Origin of the sequence: Mycolicibacterium aromaticivorans JS19b1 = JCM 16368, assembly GCF_000559085.1 — a bacterium.
Taxonomy (GTDB): Bacteria; Actinomycetota; Actinomycetes; order Mycobacteriales; family Mycobacteriaceae; genus Mycobacterium; species Mycobacterium aromaticivorans.
Genome location: NZ_JALN02000002.1, coordinates 388,336 through 403,001, shown reverse-complemented (window position 1 = coordinate 403,001; position 14,666 = coordinate 388,336). Strand labels below are relative to the sequence as shown.

The following is a 14,666-nucleotide window of genomic DNA, read 5'->3' as shown; positions in this document are numbered from 1 at the left end:
AACGTCGGGATGACTGTCATATGGTTGCCCAGTCGGATGGCCACGGGAGGTTCGCGTCCCGCGACGACTCGACCGCTAAATGAGCAGCGCGGCGCGCGATCGCCGTCTGCCAATCCACAACCACTGACCTGCGTTTGACTACTTCATCGAAAATCTCCTCGGTGGTGGTGAGCGCCCGCCGTGGCCAGAAATACCCCTTGTTCGTGGACGGCGGTGACGATGGTGTGGCCGTGGGCGGCCATGGCCTTGCCCTTCCCCGGGCAGTTCGGGCCAGGCCCGGACCTCGCCGGTCGCCGGAGACACTGAACACTCCCCGGCTCGTCGCGACGGCGGGCATGACGCTAGGGGTTCGCCTGGTTCTGGGTCGCGACTGTGGCTGAGGGCACGACGCTGGGGAGGAATGGTTCGGGGATCACCAGTGCGTGGCTGACGACGATCGCGTCCACATGGCAATCGATCGCGCACAACCGACAGGAATGACAGTCGTTGGGGTAGATGATCTTGGCTCGCCACTTGGTGGTGGCCCATGGTTCATCACCCTCCACCAGCCGGATCACCCCAGTCGGACAGCTGTCGATGCAGACGTTGCACCCGTCGCAGGTTGTCTCGTCGATACTCTCGATCACTGAACTGCCACCTCCTCGCGGTAACCTTCGGGCACTGTGTACGGACTTGGATGGCGGCCCGGTGGGGCCTGCACCGGCCACGACTGAATCGGCAGGACCCGCTCGCTGAACTCCAGGTCGAATTCACCGTCGCTGCCCCGGCGCACGAGCAGCCACTTGAGCCACTCGTCGTTGTCGGCGTACGGGTAGTCGATCCGAAACAGCTCCCCACGGCTCTCGGTGCGCCGCTTCATCGCCTCGCAGGTAATGATCGCCAACGTCAGATAGGCGCGAACCTCGTGTGCCTTCTTAAGCTCCTGATAGTCCGGCGCGAAGACGTACCGCAACACCCGGTCACGGATCCGGTACAGCTCAGTGAGTGCCTCGTCGATCCGTGCCTCAGACTTGAACAGTGCGAACGCCGGATTCGCCGTCGCCTCGCCGATGGCCTTCCACACGTCGGCCGGCCGGACCTGCCTCAGCCGCCGCATAGGCGCGAAATACCCCTCGAAGCTCTCTCGCGCTTGCTCCTCCCACACGGTGCGCGCTACAGTGCCCCCGCCCCGCGCGGCTGCTGCAGTGCCCGCCCGGTACCCCGCAACCGCGGAGAAACTCGAGATCCCGCTGCCAGAAATCCCCGACATCAAATGCGGGCACGCCGTGCCGTACCCCACCGCGTACAAGCCGGGCACGGTGGTGGCACCGTCCAGATCGATCGTGGGACCGCTGGTGCTGCTCGTGCCGAGCACGATGAACGGGGTCACCTCCAGCAGATCCGTGGAGGGATCGACCTCAAACTCGGTGAAGGCACGCCGCACCGTCGGCGACACCTCGTAGAGCACATCGATATCAGATTGCGCGACATGGCGCAAGTCGAGATAGCAAGGACCGCGGCCCTCCACCATCTCGGTCATGATCGCCCGCGCGATGGTGAACAGCCCCCCCTTATCCCCCCAGATCGGGTCATAGCGGTCCATGAAGTACTCGCCCGCCGCGTTGCAGAACCTGCCCCCGATCCCCTGGATCTTGGCTTGACCCGGCGTGAAGAACGACCGATTGAAATAACTCCAGGCAGCGAACTGGCCGAACTCCATGCCAGCGAACTCAGCGCCCACCCGCCACGCCGCCACATGCCCCTCCCCGCTGCAATGGTCGGCGAACGCGTAGTGCAGCTTCGGATACCAGGGGCCGGTATTGAGGATGACGCTGCCCGCAGTGAAGACGTGATACTCACCGGTGACCACATTGACCCCCACCGCGCCGCACACCGCACCAGCGGTCGGCCGACGACCGTCGGTGGTCAGCAAGTCGATCACATCGACCCGCTCGAACAGACGCACCCCCGCCGCCTTCATCCTCTCCTTGAGGATCTCCATACACACGCGCCCATCCACGCCCAGCGTCGTGCCAAGATTGTGGCCGCGGACCGACACATATTTCAGCGCCCCATCTTTCTGAGTGGAATACGGAACGCCCCACTCGATCTGCTCATTAACCCGGTCGTACGCCTCGGCGATGTACTGCTCCACCCAATCCTGATCGGCCAAATAGTTGCTGCCCACTACGAACTCGCGCATCCACTCGACCATCTCCTCACCCTGCACCCGGTGATCAGGGGCGTATTGGCTATGCACATAAGTCATCGGTCCTGCCCGCGAAACCACCGCCTTCTCCACCAGAATCACCGACGACCCCAACTCCGCCGCCCGCAATGCCGCCCGCACTCCACCAATCCCCCCACCAACCACTAAGACATCGCACTCCTGAACCGACAGATCCAGGTCACCGCCCGGCACCCCAATCACGCGTTCACCATCATCCTGGTTAATCCCGTTTCGGTTGTTTCGGTGGTCATGTGATCGGACCCTTTCTGGACAGGCAGTGCTTTCAAGGACGACGACGGCGAGAGAGCGTGGCTACAGGACTACCGACAGGTTGTCGATAGGCAGCGTCGAATGGTCGAGCAAGACCTCACGCCGAGCGAGCCGCAGCGACCCGTCGCTCCGGCGCAGCACGTCGACGCGTTCAGCCGACAGCAACTCCCACCGTCCGCTAGCTCCGCGGCTGCGGAAGAACAACAGGTTCGACCGCACGGTCAACTCATCAGCCCCAGGTCCGGCAGTGGTGCGGATATTGGACACGAAGTGGCGGGTCCGGGATCGAGGTGACTCCGCCCATGAGAACTCCGTCTCGCTGCGCAGGACCCGCATCTCCAAGCCCGTGTAATCGTCGTTCCAGTGCGCGATCGCGCTCACCCAACCCGCGGAGTCCTCCCGGGTTGTGCGCACCGGAACCACATACCGGATGTCGGGGTCAAGCAGGCCCAACCAGTCCCGGAACTGTCCTCCATCGAGCAACTCCGCTTCCCGAAACATGAAGTCCTCGACGGACTCACGGGTATCCCGGTCCACCGCGACCGCGTTCATCAAATCGAACTCCTCCGGCAAACCGTCAATACTGACCAGCCTGTTCTGCTGAACAGATAAGTCCTCCGCTGTAGAGAATGTTAGCCAGATCTCACCTCGCCGTCAAGGCGGTCTACCGTGGAACGCGAACAACGCGGCACGCTCGGCTCCAGGCCTAAAGGTGTCCGTCGTCACGCCGCGGTCGATAGGCCGGGTCTCCTAGTCCTCAAACTTGATATAGAGGCCGATACGTCAATTGGTCGCCCATGTAGGCCGTGAAGCGTCCCGGGTTTGCCTCCAGGATTTCCAGGGCGTTTCACCGTTCGCGACGAACCATCTTCTTGCGGTACCCAACCCGCGCAAAGAGTCTGACACCAACCGGCGCTGATCAACGACCGCAGCGGTACCGACTGGCACCGATCAAATCGAGTAGGAGGGCCGGGTTTCCCGCCCGGCCTTTCAGGCCACTGGATGTGCGGGCCTCGCTTACGGCGGGTCATTGGGTCGTTGGAATCTGGTCCAGGCTTGGTGAAAGAGGACGAGGCCCAGGTCTTCCCAGTATTGAGTGGATTGAGTGGGAAGAGCCCGATACAGGATACGAAAGCGGGAGGTCCGCCAGTAGCCGTGGCTACTCATGCCCCATTGCCAGGCCAGGTCAGCGCGGATCCCGAGGGCACCCAGGTGAGCGACCCGGGAGCGGGCGAGTTTCCATTCCTTCCATCGGATCTGGCGCATCCGTCGGCGAAACCATTCATCCAGATCGGGAAACGTACGCGGGTTCGCCGCCAAGCGGAAATACCCCGTCCAGCCCCGGATGTATAGGTTCAACCGCATGATGCGGTACTGCACGGACAACACCCTAGCGCCGCGAGGTCAATGCCCGCACAGGGGCTTTGACCCGTTGCCTCGCCGCGGGCGCGACCCGGATCTTGACCCCGGAGGCGGTGAAGAAGAACCCAAATCCCAGCACCACAGCTGTCGTTGTCGGATTGATCGAGGACTTGCTCTGGTTCGCTGCTCTAGCGGCATGGTGCTCTGTTCGAGCACCTACTCGGCTGCGGCTCTGATTTCACGAAGACCCGAATATCGTTGGCATACCGGACAAACCGATGCTCATGGCTCCGGAACTCCTGATCGAAATCTTGGAGCATAATGTTCGAAGCTCCGACGACAACGGGGACCCCGGGGGTGCCCTCACTTACCGGCTGCCGGACACCGTCAACCATGATCCCCGCCCCCACATAGCAGCGGATCAGCTTCGACAACCGTTTGTCTTTCACCTTCCGCGCAAGGCGGGCCATGAGCACGTCATGGTTGACCCGATCAAACGCGTCTCGTCTCACTGCCCGCCTCGAGGACCTTCCGCCGTCGGTGTGGGTTACGCGGTCGCGTCATCCCCTGCGGGACCGGTTGTTGCGGGGGTTGGGCGCGATGCGTCGACATGAGGTCATCGAGTTGCTGCTGGAAATGTGCGACGGCAGTAAATCGCTGATCCCGGCTGCCTGGACCGATGCCGAGCCGGTTTCTGGCGAGGGGATAGCGGTGCTGCGACGTTGGGGTCGGTGGCAGATCTGCTGCATGTGTGCGAGCTGATCGCCGACCTGCGGGGACAGGCTGCAGGGATGTCACGGTGCAAGGGGACTCCCGTGCAGCCTGTCCAGCTCAGTTTGATACCAGCTCCGCTCCCCGCCAACGACAGCCGATCAGCCGCCGGAGCCGATGGTCGAGCAATTGCCGGCCGACGCAGTCATGACCGCGATCATGTTGCTGGCCAATGTGATCGTCAAAGCGGCCACGACGAGCGGGATCGAGGTGGCCGCCGATGGGTGAGCCTAAGGTCACCACTGCGCATCGGGGGCGTGCCGCGGTGGTCTATATCCGGCAGTCCACCGTGGCCCAGATCAGCCGCAACCGGGAATCCACCGGTCGTCAGTATGACCTGGCGGCGCGCGCGGCCGAACTGGGCTGGCCGCGCAGCGCGGGGCGGGTGATCGATGACGACCTTCGGTGGCTGGCGTCAACGCCGCCGGTCGTTCCGGGTTCGCCGAGCTCGCCGCTGAGGTCGGGCTGCTCCAGCGCGCTACTGGAATCGGGGGAGACTGTGGGTTCCGATGGAATGGTCGTTCTCAGAACTCCTCGTATGACGTTGTATCCTTCGACATCCCTTCGTCGCAATGTCGTCGGTCAGCATGCGGTCCGGGGCGAAGCGACCCCGCGATCCTTCGCCGTCCGCTAACGTCCGTGGTCAGTACAGCTAACAGGGCAGGCCCCGCGTTTTGCCTCGCGCCAACTGCGAAATAGAGATCATCCAGCTCGCGCACACTTCGACGCGATCGTCGTCGCAGCTACCTCATTCAGCCTCAAGAGATCGTCGCAGCTGGCCACGGTTCGGCTACGCGGCCATCGCGATTCGGGGCGGAAGGACCGGACGCGGATCACCACCGAACTGTGCGCCTCCGTGCGGGTGCGACCGCAGGCTAGCTGATAGGCCATGAGTAGTCGCTGGGCGGATCCTCAGGGGAGGTCCGATTCGGAGGAGGCTGCTCATGTCGGTGTTGGAGGTTGCGCTTGATCCGTCCACGGTGATCGTCGCCGTGGACCCTGGTAAGGCGTTCAATCGGGTGTGGATCAGCAATGGGTCGGGGCTGCTCATGGATCCGATGACGTTGCCGGTTTCGCGGGAAGGCATCACCAGCTGCAGGTGGCGCTGAACAAACATGGTCCATGTTTGCCGGTGATCGCGATCGAGGCGACGGGCAGTCTGCATCGACCCTGGGTCACCGAGCTGGAACGTCGCCATCCTGGTTCGGTACGACTCTTCGCTCCGTCGGAGACGAAATCAGCTCGTATCAACTGGGTTCGGGCCGGTTCAAGACCGACGACCGCGACTGCGCGGCCTTGACCTACATGGCACGCCAGGGCGGTGGTCGACGCTACGGCCAGCAGGCCGCGGTGGAAGCGCTGCGTGCCGCGGTTCGGCATCGTCGTGGATTGGTGGCCGACCGCAAGGTCGCACAGCAGCGACTGCACGACCAGCTCAACGCCCTATGCCCTGGGCTGTCAGCGCCCTCGGGTCATGGCCGATCGCTGGCGCTGGAGACGCCGACCGGTCTTGTGGTGCTGGCCTGTGCTGCCGCGTTTGCCGGACGGCCACCCCAATTGCGGTCACTGATGTGCCGGGCGCCCGGGCGTTTGACGACCAACACCGCCCACTATTGGCTGCAGCGGTGGCACGGCTGTCTACCTCCTCCTGCCGATGCCGATCAACGTGCTCATCGCTTGCATCGCGACCTCGACCGGTATCGCCGTCTCCGGGGGGACATCGATGCCATCGACCTCGAAGTCGCGGCATTGCTCACCGACACCGACGGCCAAGTCTTGACCACGCTTCCCGGTGTCGCCTCGATCCGCGCGGCGGCCTTCGCCGCGCACAGTCTCCCGATCGAGCGGTTCCCCGACGCTGAACATCTCTACTCGGCAACGGGATTGGCGCCAGCGCTCTACCAGTCAGCCACGTTGCACCGACGTGGCCGAATCTCTCGACAAGGACTGGCCGAGCACCGCGATGCGTTGATGGGAATCGCTTGGGGCCTGTCTCAACGCTCACCGGCGTTCATCGAACGCAACGCTGAATTGCGGGCGCGCGGCATGGCCCCGATTCAGGCCCGCGTCGCGCTCGCGCGTCACGCGTGCCGCCTGGCCTACCGACTGCTCCGAACCCAACAACCCTTCGATGAACAGCGCCATCGTCAAGGAAGGCTCAGCGGCGAACGGTGACGGCTTTCATAGCTATGCCGCACGACGGCGCAACCTAGCTTGCCGCCCGCTCGCCCTGGGCCGCCATCACGGCGCACACGAAAGCCTGCCGCTCACGGCGACTAATCAGCCTGCCGGAACACGACGGCCCACCGACCAACACAAACGCACTGTTCATCGCGTGAAAAGCCGAGTATCCCGCCCGGCCGATCAACTTCGCCCAACGTCAACCTTGACTCCCAGCGCGAAAGCTAGAGCGGTGCGACTCGAATGAACGGGCACGACGCGATCAAAGCGAGCTTTCCGCGCGCCGCGATCAGCGCGGTGGGCCTCGCCCATCCTAAGTCTCCCGGACAACAGGCACTCGTAACCAAGAAATCTCGCTGCTGTGTCGTCGTACCAACCTACTTATTGCATACCGTCCACGTCGAACGGAGTCGCGACCGCCCTCGCCAAATGTTCGGACCGTCGTCGACAACCGCGTAGGGATGCGTATACATGCGATGTTGAATCCCGTTGTGACATCGCGCGTTTGCCAAATTGATCAGGTATGGTAGAACGACGAAGGCGACTGCAATAGCGTTGAACGCCTTCGCGTCTCAGTAATAGCCGTACCCACGACCGAGGCCGCATGACTTATCGACGAAAACCGCGTCGTCGCTTAGAGGGCACCGAACGACGATAAAAAGTAAGGAGTCGGGCCCATGGGCCTATCCAATGCCGAATTAGACGATTTCGCCAGGAGCATGGCGCGAGCAGAAGGTCGCGACAGCCAGGAGGTCACCGAGGAGAACCTGGTTGTCAGCTCCACCGAGGCGCACTGGGTCCAGACTGGAAGCCCATCCCAAATCGGGTTGCTTCTGCGAATCCCTGCTCGAGCCTTCGAGTTCTTCCTGCAGAAGATTCCCGCTGGCGAAGCCAGTGATCTCCATAGACATGTGCATGAATCAGTTCACTTCGTGCTACACGGCTCGGGCCGGTCGGAAATCGGCGATCAAGGGGTCCAATGGAACACAGGCGACTTCGTATACACGCCGCCCTGGGTCTGGCATCGACACTACGCCGACGACGGGCTCGACGTCGAGATGATCGTCATCGAGAACTCGAGGCTATTGGCTGCGTTAGACGCCACACAGCGCGAGACTTTGGGCAACATCACCTTCGCCCAGGCTTTCGGGTCGCGCGGTACTCGCTCCGCGGACCGCTGAAGCCACTGGACCGCGCGAGCAGGCGATCATCAAGTCACCGGGTTGGTCCCCCGCGTTCCTGCCGGCGGCGGACGTTCCCAGCGCCCGAGCCGGCCGCCGGTACGACATGAGACCCGCGCGAGGGTTCCAGCGTCACTATTGACCGTTCGACGTGGACCATGACACCCGATCGCCATGTCCAATGATCCTGTGGGGGCGTCGAATTAGCGGTTACGGAAGCCGTTGCGCAGGTCGTCCGACCGGCACAGCATTGGTGTACCCGGCGCGACGCAGCGCTTCGGCTTCCGCCCGTCAGGGGTATGGATGAACATGCTTAGCAGCTCACGCACCGCGTCGGGGTGGATGATGGTAAGTCGGTCGGCCGAAACGGCCAGCCAGCCGATATCGTCCGTGGTCATCGGGTGTATTCCTGTGCTCCAATGACTTTGACGGGTCTCTCGACGAATCACGCGATGACCACCAATCACTCGGCTATGACGCGTAATATGCCGGGCCTCACGATCGGGGCTGACACCCTGGCGCACACAGCCCTCACTTGGTATTGCTAGCCACTGCGAGAGCCGACCTGAACGGATACGGATGTCATCCGCTGGGGCGTGCCCGCATCACGTCCGACCGGTTCCGACTCGGGTCGACGTCCACGGCACATGCGAATTGACCCCCCGCTCCTTTACGGTTTAGCCCGGCCTAGGCAAGCGCTTGATGGAGCGTCTATCAGCACCCCGACGATCGTGGTTCGCGAGCACGGAGGCGCCGCGCGGTTCGCTCTAGGTGCCGGCGCATAATCGCTTCGGCCGTCTCAACGTCACGACTGCTCACCGCGCTCACGAATCTGCGGTGCTCCTTCGTGCCGATGACGCCAACCGCTGGATCATAGTCTTGAGCTTGCTGTAGCGACCTGACCACTTGACCTTGAAAGGAACGTGCAAGCATCTCGATGGCGTCGTTGTGAGTTGCTTTGGCCACACGCACGTGGAATTCACCCGACAGGGCGACGGGGTAATGCCCATCGGCCACCGCAGCATCTGCGCGTTCGCAGATCTCCAATAGATCCGAGATGTCGTCTTCGTCGGCGCGTTCACAAACGAGCGGCACGTAACCCATTTCGAAGATCCGTCGAGCCTCGGTGACCTCGTCGGCACGAAGAACCGACAGCGTGAGCAAATCGACAATACCCTCTCCGATATGCGAGCTGGTGGGAGCCGTGACGAAGGCGCCACCGCGCGAACCGACTCTGATCGTGATGAGGCCGTTGCCCTCCAGTACGCGCATTGCTTCACGCAACCCGACACGACTGACGCCGAAACGCTCCCCGAGCTCGCGTTCCGACGGCAGCCGGTCGCCCGGCTTTAGCCTGCCGCCGCGGATCAAACCGCGGATCTGCTCCACGATCACCCCCGACACGCGACTCGTGTTCACTCGCGTGAACATGTCCCCAATCGCCAGCTCGGGGTCTGTTCTACCGGTCGCCACTCAATAATAGTAATACCGTTATATCGTACAATGTTGTATGCATCTAGCTCGCTCAGCTGCGGGCCCCGCAACGGTCATGAGAGCACCACCTGCAGCCGCTTCTGGAGTTCGGCAAAGCTGAGGCCGAATGTCTGTAAAACCCGCAACTTGCCGCCACCGGTCCTATCGATGTCAAACACGGCGTGATCGGTGTAAACTCGGCTGACACAGCGCAGTCCGGTCAGTGGGTAGGTGCATTGTGGGACGAGTTTGGCGGTCCCGTCCTTGGTAAATAGCGTCATCATCACGAATACGCACTTGGCTCCGATAGCGAGATCCATGGCACCGCCGACGGCAGGGATAGCGTCAGGGGCCCCGGTATGCCAGTTGGCGAGATCCCCCCGCTGGCTGACTTGAAATGCTCCGAGTACGCAGATGTCGAGGTGACCTCCCCGCATCATGGCGAAGGAGTCGGCGTGATGGAAGTAAGACGCCCCTGGGGTTTCGGTAACCGGGATCTTGCCCGCGTTGGTGAGATCGGGGTCGATCATGTCTCCACTGGCCGCCGAACCCATGCCGAGCATCCCGTTCTCGGTATGAAGCACAACCTCTGCGGCGGGGTCTAGATGGTCGGCTACCGTCGTGGGCTGACCGATTCCGAGGTTGACATACGACCCGGCTGGGATGTCGCGCGCGACCATCTCGGCGATCTCACAACGGTTCAGCGGTCCGCGGTCGAGGTGCTCGACGCGCAGATGCGTCGATGTGTGGGGTGTGGTCCCGGTCACGAAGTGCACTCCGTGGTCGTGTGGACGGTTGCGGACAGGTCGAGGATGCGGTCGACGAAGATGCCTGGTGTTACGACTGCCTCGGGGTCGATCCGTCCAGTGTCGACGACGTGGGCAGCCTCGACGATGGTCAGAGATGCCGCGGTCGCCATCACCGGGCCGAAGTTTCGTGCGGTTTTGCGGTACAACAGGTTTCCGGCCCGGTCGGCGACGTGTGCTTTTATGAGTGCGACGTCGCCGCGGATCGGGTACTCCAATACGTAATCGCGGCCTTCGATGGTGCGGATTTCCTTGCCGTCGGCGAGCGGAGTGCCGACCCCGGTCGGACAGAAGAATGCGCCGATTCCGGCCCCCGCTGCCCTGATCCGTTCGGCCAGGTTGCCCTGCGGCACCACTTCGAGGTCGACCTTGCCTGCCCGGTAGAGCTCGTCGAACACATACGAGTCGGCCTGTCGTGGAAAGGAGCAGATGACCTTGGCGACCCGGCCCGCCGCCAGCACCGCGGCCAGTCCGGTATCGCCGTTGCCGGCGTTGTTGCTGACGATGGTGAGCTCGGCTGCGCCCTGTTCGATCAACGCGTCGATAAGGGTGGTAGGCATGCCCGCCATGCCGAAACCGCCGACGAGAATCGTTGCACCGTCGCCGATTCCAACGACGGCGTCCTCGGTACGGTCGCAGATAACGGTGCGACTCATTGCTCACCTTGGTGCTCGTTGAACTCAGGCAGGACCTCAGCGGCGATACGGAACGCGGAGTTGGCATCGGGGACCCCGCAGTAGATGGCGGTCTGCATCAGCAGCTCCTTAATCTCATCGTTGATCAAACCGTTGCGGCGGGCCGCCCGCAGATGCATGGCAAGTTCCTCGTGGTGGCCGCGGGCGACCAACGCCGTCAGCGTGATCATCGAGCGGCTGCGGAGGTCGAGACCGGGGCGAGTCCAGATGCTGCCCCAGGCGTACTGGGTGATCATCTGCTGGAAGTCGGCGGTCAGATCGGTGGTACCGGCCACAGCTCCGTCGACGTACGCGTCGCCGAGCACTTCGCGCCGTACTGCCATTCCAGCGCGGTGCACGTCCTCGACGGTCCTACTCGGGGGCTGCGGTACACCGACGAGCTCTGCGATGAGGCCCGCCACCCGGTCTGGAGCCTCGACGGGGGCCAAGTGCCCGACGCCGTCGAGCACCACGAGGTCCCCGTCCTGTACGCCGGAGGCGATGCACCGCAACGATTCCGGCGGCGTGGCGCCGTCGGCGCTGCCTGCAACGGCCAGGACCGGAATGGCGATCTCGGACAGCCGGTCGGTGACGTCGAACACTGCCAACGCTTCGCAGACCAGTGCATAGGACTCGGGATCTGTGTGGCTCAGGGCGTCCAGCAGTGCCGCGCCGACGCCCGGTTGACGGGCGATGAAACCGGGCCCGAACCAGCGTTGTGCCGTGCCGGCCAGCATCGTGTCGATGCCTCCGGCGCGGACGGTGGCGGCACGTTCGAGCCAGTCGTCCGGTGTGCCGATCGCCGCGCCAGTGCACAGCAGGGTCGCCGAACCGACCCTTTGCGGCGCGTTCAGCAGCAGCTGCAGGCCCACGCAACCACCCACCGAATTACCGGCGTAGTGGAATGTGTCGGCACCCAGACTGTCGGCGAGCAACAGCACTGCGGCAGACAAGTCGGCGATGGTGAACGGTTGGGCCTGAACGCCGCGGCCGTGGCCGGGCAGGTCCCACCCGACGACGCGCAGGTGGTCATTCAACCGTTGGGCCACCCCTGTCCACAGGGTGGCCGTCGACGTGCCTAGAGAGGGGCCGAGCAGGAGCAGGGACCCGCCGTCGGGCCCGCCGAGGTCGATGACTTGCAGACGCGGCACGCTCATGGTGTGTCCTCGAAAAGGCGGCGGGCCCGGTCCAGCGTGGCGTCGATCAGCCTGTCAGTGGCTCCGGTGTAGTCACGAAGTGCTGCGCGACCGGTCAACTCGGTCATCACGCGCTGCTCGGAGGCGAGCCCTTGGGCGGCAGCCAGGTTGGCGGCGGCGCGATCGGCGTGCACCAGCAGACCCGTGACGAGTTCCGAGGTGTGGACGGCAGCCACCACGGTGCGGCGGCCCAATGTTTGCAGGGTGGCCCACTCGGCGTGCCAGGCGCCGTCGGAGCGCTCGTCGACGCTTGCGCCCGCCGCAGCATGAAGTATGCCCGCCAACGGCCCCGCGGTGAATGTGGCGCGGCGAATCAGCACGGAGCGGATCGGATTGTTCTTGTGCGGCATGCTCGACGAGCCGCCGCCGCGTCCCTCCGCGAGCTCGCCGATCTCCGACCGACTGCCCGTCGCGACGTCGGTGGCGATGTGGCCCCAGGCGTCGCAGCAGCTCGCCAGCGCATCACCGATCCTGGTCACCGCCGAGCGGGTGCTATGCCACGGCGGAGCGGGGGCCAGTCGCAGTGCCGCGGCGAGGCCATCGCTGAGGGCCACGGCGCCGTCCACCGAACCGGCCAACTCGGTGGCAGCAGCGAGGCTCCCCACCGCACCGCCAACCTGAATCGGTAGCGATGCGAGCAGCCCCCTCAGGGGCTCGACGGCGTCGAGCACACCGGTCAACCAGTGGGCGAACTTGGCGCCGAGCGTACTCGGGAGGGCGGCCTGGGTCAGTGTTCTCGCCAGAGCGGTTGTGCTGCGGTGAGTTTCGGCGAGACCGCACAGCGCCCTTACCTGAATGGCGAACTCGTCGCCGATCGCGCCTAGGACGTCCCTGGCGCACAGCATCAAAGCAGTGTCGATGACGTCCTGACTGGTCAACCCACGATGCAGCCAGCGCGCGGTCGGCTCAGCGGAGCGTTCCCGCAACACCGAGACCAGGCCGGAAACAGGATTGCCATCGGCGTCGGCGCACCGGGCGATCGCCTCGAGGTCGTTCTCTGCGAGGAGGTCCACCAGCTGCGCTCTGGCCTCCCGGGGTGCGATGCCTGCGTCGATGAGACCGTCCAGCCACGCGCCTTCCACCGCAAGCATGGCCTCCAGGAACGCCGCGTCGCTCATCAGGTCGCCAGCGAGATTGTCGCCGGGCCACAGCAGGTTCGTCATCGCTGGTGGCCTGGGTAACGCAAGAAGACCGTCTCGGGCTTGTCCTTCGAGTCCTGCAATTGGATGTCGAAGCGAAGGCCAGTTTGGTCGCGAGTGGCGACGAGCGTGTCACGACGCTCGGGAGGCAGTCCGCTCAGCAAAGTATCGCGTGCCAGTTGCTCGCCGGGTACGTAGGCGCGCGTGAACAACCGGTTCAGCAGCCCCCTGGCGAACACAGTGATCAGAATGAACGGCGCTGCATGGGGTTCGGTGGCACCGGGAATGACGGTGGAGAAGCTGTATCGGCCACTGTCATCGGTGCTGGCGCGGCCCCACCCGGAAAAGGTCCAGCCGTCCCTGCGCAAGGACCCGGCGGCGTTCGAGATCGTCCCGTCGGCGTCAGCCTGCCAGATCTCAACCAGGGCGTCAGGCACTCCTCGGCCGTTAGCGTCGGCGACGAGGCCGTGCAATTGAACAGCGTTCGGCGAACCGGGCGGCACCAGCTCGTTGCACTTTGCGAACGGCAACGCGTAACCGAAGAACGGTCCGACAGTCTGGCCCGGAGTGGCGGGCAGCAGCGTAGCAGTCACTGGCAGGCTCCCCTGTCAGGGCTCTCGATCGGGGTGCGCGCTGCCCCAGTCAGGACGATGTCCCACCGATACCCCGTAGCCCATTCGTGGGTGCTGACGTCGTGGTCGTAGCTGGCCACCAGTCGGTCGCGCGCCCTTTGGTCCGTGATCGCCTGGTAGATCGGGTCGAGGGCCAGCAGGGGATCCCCCGGGAAGTACATCTGAGTAACCATTCGTTGCGTGAATTCTGTGCCGAACAGAGAGAAGTGGATGTGAGCAGGCCGCCATGCGTTGCTGTGGTTCTTCCACGGGTAAGGACCCGGCTTGATCGTGGTGAAGCGGTAGTTGCCGTCATCATCAGTGAGGCAGCGGCCGGTGCCGGTGAAGTTGGGGTCGATCGGGGAACGATGCTGATCTCGCTTGTGGATGTAGCGCCCGCCCGCGTTGGCCTGCCAGATCTCGACGAGTTGGCGCCGCACCGGGCGCCCTTCGCCGTCGACAATCCGGCCGGTCACCACCAGTCGTTCGCCGATGGGTTCACCGTCGTGCTGGACAGTGAGGTCGGCTTCGAGTGAATCCACATCGGAGGCGCTGAAGCAGGGCGCGAAAAGTTCAGCCCCTTCCGGGTCAGCGTGGTGGAGGTCCTTAGTCGGATGACGCAACAGGCTGCTGCGGTAGGGCGGATAGTTCAGCCGCGGCTGCGTCTCCTTGACCCCTGAGCGCTGATACGCGCACTCGATCGCACCGATCTCGGCGCTGATCGTCTGCTGGCTCGCGGCGTCATCGGGATTGCCGTCGGTCGCCGCTGCCATGACGGCAAAGGTAATCCCCC

At 63.9% G+C, this 14,666-nt stretch carries 16 protein-coding genes; 4 read left to right on the top strand and 12 right to left on the bottom strand.

Annotation, left to right across the window (positions count from 1 at the left end; all coding sequences use genetic code 11):
- Positions 1-341: 341 nt before the first annotated feature.
- From Y900_RS28210 to Y900_RS33835, 4 genes are all read right to left on the bottom strand, one after another.
- Entirely contained in the window at positions 342-626 is a 285-nt protein-coding gene (locus Y900_RS28210) for a 4Fe-4S dicluster domain-containing protein (protein ID WP_051660539.1), read from the bottom strand.
- A complete protein-coding gene (locus Y900_RS28205) occupies positions 623-2,353 on the bottom strand; it encodes an FAD-binding protein (protein ID WP_272945586.1) in 1,731 nt (576 codons plus the stop codon). Before Y900_RS28205 ends, Y900_RS28210 begins: the two co-directional genes overlap by 4 nt.
- A gap of 168 nt (positions 2,354-2,521) precedes the next feature.
- Entirely contained in the window at positions 2,522-3,031 is a 510-nt protein-coding gene (locus Y900_RS28200) for an aromatic-ring-hydroxylating dioxygenase subunit beta (protein ID WP_036349097.1), read from the bottom strand.
- Positions 3,032-3,496: 465 nt separating this feature from the next.
- The gene (locus Y900_RS33835; protein ID WP_420329853.1) at positions 3,497-3,844 is read right to left on the bottom strand and encodes a group II intron maturase-specific domain-containing protein; all 348 of its coding nucleotides are present in this window, start codon (positions 3,842-3,844) and stop codon (positions 3,497-3,499) included.
- Positions 3,845-4,832: 988 nt separating this feature from the next.
- On the opposite strand from Y900_RS33835, the gene Y900_RS28190 reads away from it, so the two are divergent.
- The 4 genes from Y900_RS28190 (at position 4,833) to Y900_RS28180 (ending at position 7,974) form a co-directional block, all read left to right on the top strand.
- Positions 4,833-5,246, top strand: a complete 414-nt coding sequence (locus Y900_RS28190) for a hypothetical protein (protein WP_036348719.1) — start codon at positions 4,833-4,835, stop codon at positions 5,244-5,246.
- A 310-nt stretch (positions 5,247-5,556) separates the two neighbouring features.
- On the top strand, positions 5,557-5,721 hold the full coding sequence (locus Y900_RS32580; protein ID WP_157838298.1) for a hypothetical protein: 165 nt from the start codon (positions 5,557-5,559) through the stop codon (positions 5,719-5,721).
- A gap of 196 nt (positions 5,722-5,917) precedes the next feature.
- Positions 5,918-6,787 (top strand): transposase, encoded by an 870-nt coding sequence (locus Y900_RS28185; RefSeq protein ID WP_157838297.1) that lies wholly within the window; start codon positions 5,918-5,920, stop codon positions 6,785-6,787.
- Positions 6,788-7,470: 683 nt separating this feature from the next.
- Positions 7,471-7,974 (top strand): cupin domain-containing protein, encoded by a 504-nt coding sequence (locus Y900_RS28180; protein WP_036348712.1) that lies wholly within the window; start codon positions 7,471-7,473, stop codon positions 7,972-7,974.
- 203 nt (positions 7,975-8,177) lie between these two features.
- On the opposite strand, the gene Y900_RS28175 is transcribed toward Y900_RS28180, so the two are convergent.
- The 8 genes from Y900_RS28175 to pcaH all read right to left on the bottom strand — a co-directional run bounded on the left by Y900_RS28175 (position 8,178) and on the right by pcaH (position 14,646).
- On the bottom strand, positions 8,178-8,372 hold the full coding sequence (locus Y900_RS28175) for a hypothetical protein (protein WP_036348709.1): 195 nt from the start codon (positions 8,370-8,372) through the stop codon (positions 8,178-8,180).
- Between the two features lie 316 nt (positions 8,373-8,688).
- Positions 8,689-9,447 carry a FadR/GntR family transcriptional regulator gene (locus Y900_RS28170; protein ID WP_237752764.1) on the bottom strand — a complete coding sequence of 253 codons (759 nt, stop codon included), beginning with the start codon at positions 9,445-9,447 and terminating at the stop codon, positions 8,689-8,691.
- 74 nt (positions 9,448-9,521) lie between these two features.
- Positions 9,522-10,151 (bottom strand): 3-oxoacid CoA-transferase subunit B, encoded by a 630-nt coding sequence (locus tag Y900_RS28165; RefSeq protein WP_109751291.1) that lies wholly within the window; start codon positions 10,149-10,151, stop codon positions 9,522-9,524.
- Positions 10,152-10,210: 59 nt separating this feature from the next.
- On the bottom strand, positions 10,211-10,909 hold the full coding sequence (locus tag Y900_RS28160) for a 3-oxoacid CoA-transferase subunit A (protein ID WP_036348706.1): 699 nt from the start codon (positions 10,907-10,909) through the stop codon (positions 10,211-10,213).
- Positions 10,906-12,084 (bottom strand): bifunctional 3-oxoadipate enol-lactonase/4-carboxymuconolactone decarboxylase PcaDC, encoded by a 1,179-nt coding sequence (gene pcaDC, locus Y900_RS28155; protein WP_036348702.1) that lies wholly within the window; start codon positions 12,082-12,084, stop codon positions 10,906-10,908. The genes Y900_RS28160 and pcaDC overlap by 4 nt, the downstream gene beginning before the upstream one ends.
- On the bottom strand, positions 12,081-13,286 hold the full coding sequence (locus Y900_RS28150) for a lyase family protein (RefSeq protein ID WP_036348698.1): 1,206 nt from the start codon (positions 13,284-13,286) through the stop codon (positions 12,081-12,083). The genes pcaDC and Y900_RS28150 overlap by 4 nt, the downstream gene beginning before the upstream one ends.
- Positions 13,283-13,855, bottom strand: coding sequence for a protocatechuate 3,4-dioxygenase subunit alpha (pcaG, locus tag Y900_RS28145; protein WP_036348696.1), 573 nt, complete (start codon positions 13,853-13,855; stop codon positions 13,283-13,285). Before pcaG ends, Y900_RS28150 begins: the two co-directional genes overlap by 4 nt.
- Positions 13,852-14,646 carry a protocatechuate 3,4-dioxygenase subunit beta gene (gene pcaH, locus Y900_RS28140; RefSeq protein WP_036348693.1) on the bottom strand — a complete coding sequence of 265 codons (795 nt, stop codon included), beginning with the start codon at positions 14,644-14,646 and terminating at the stop codon, positions 13,852-13,854. The genes pcaG and pcaH overlap by 4 nt, the downstream gene beginning before the upstream one ends.
- Between the last annotated feature and the right edge of the window lie 20 nt (positions 14,647-14,666).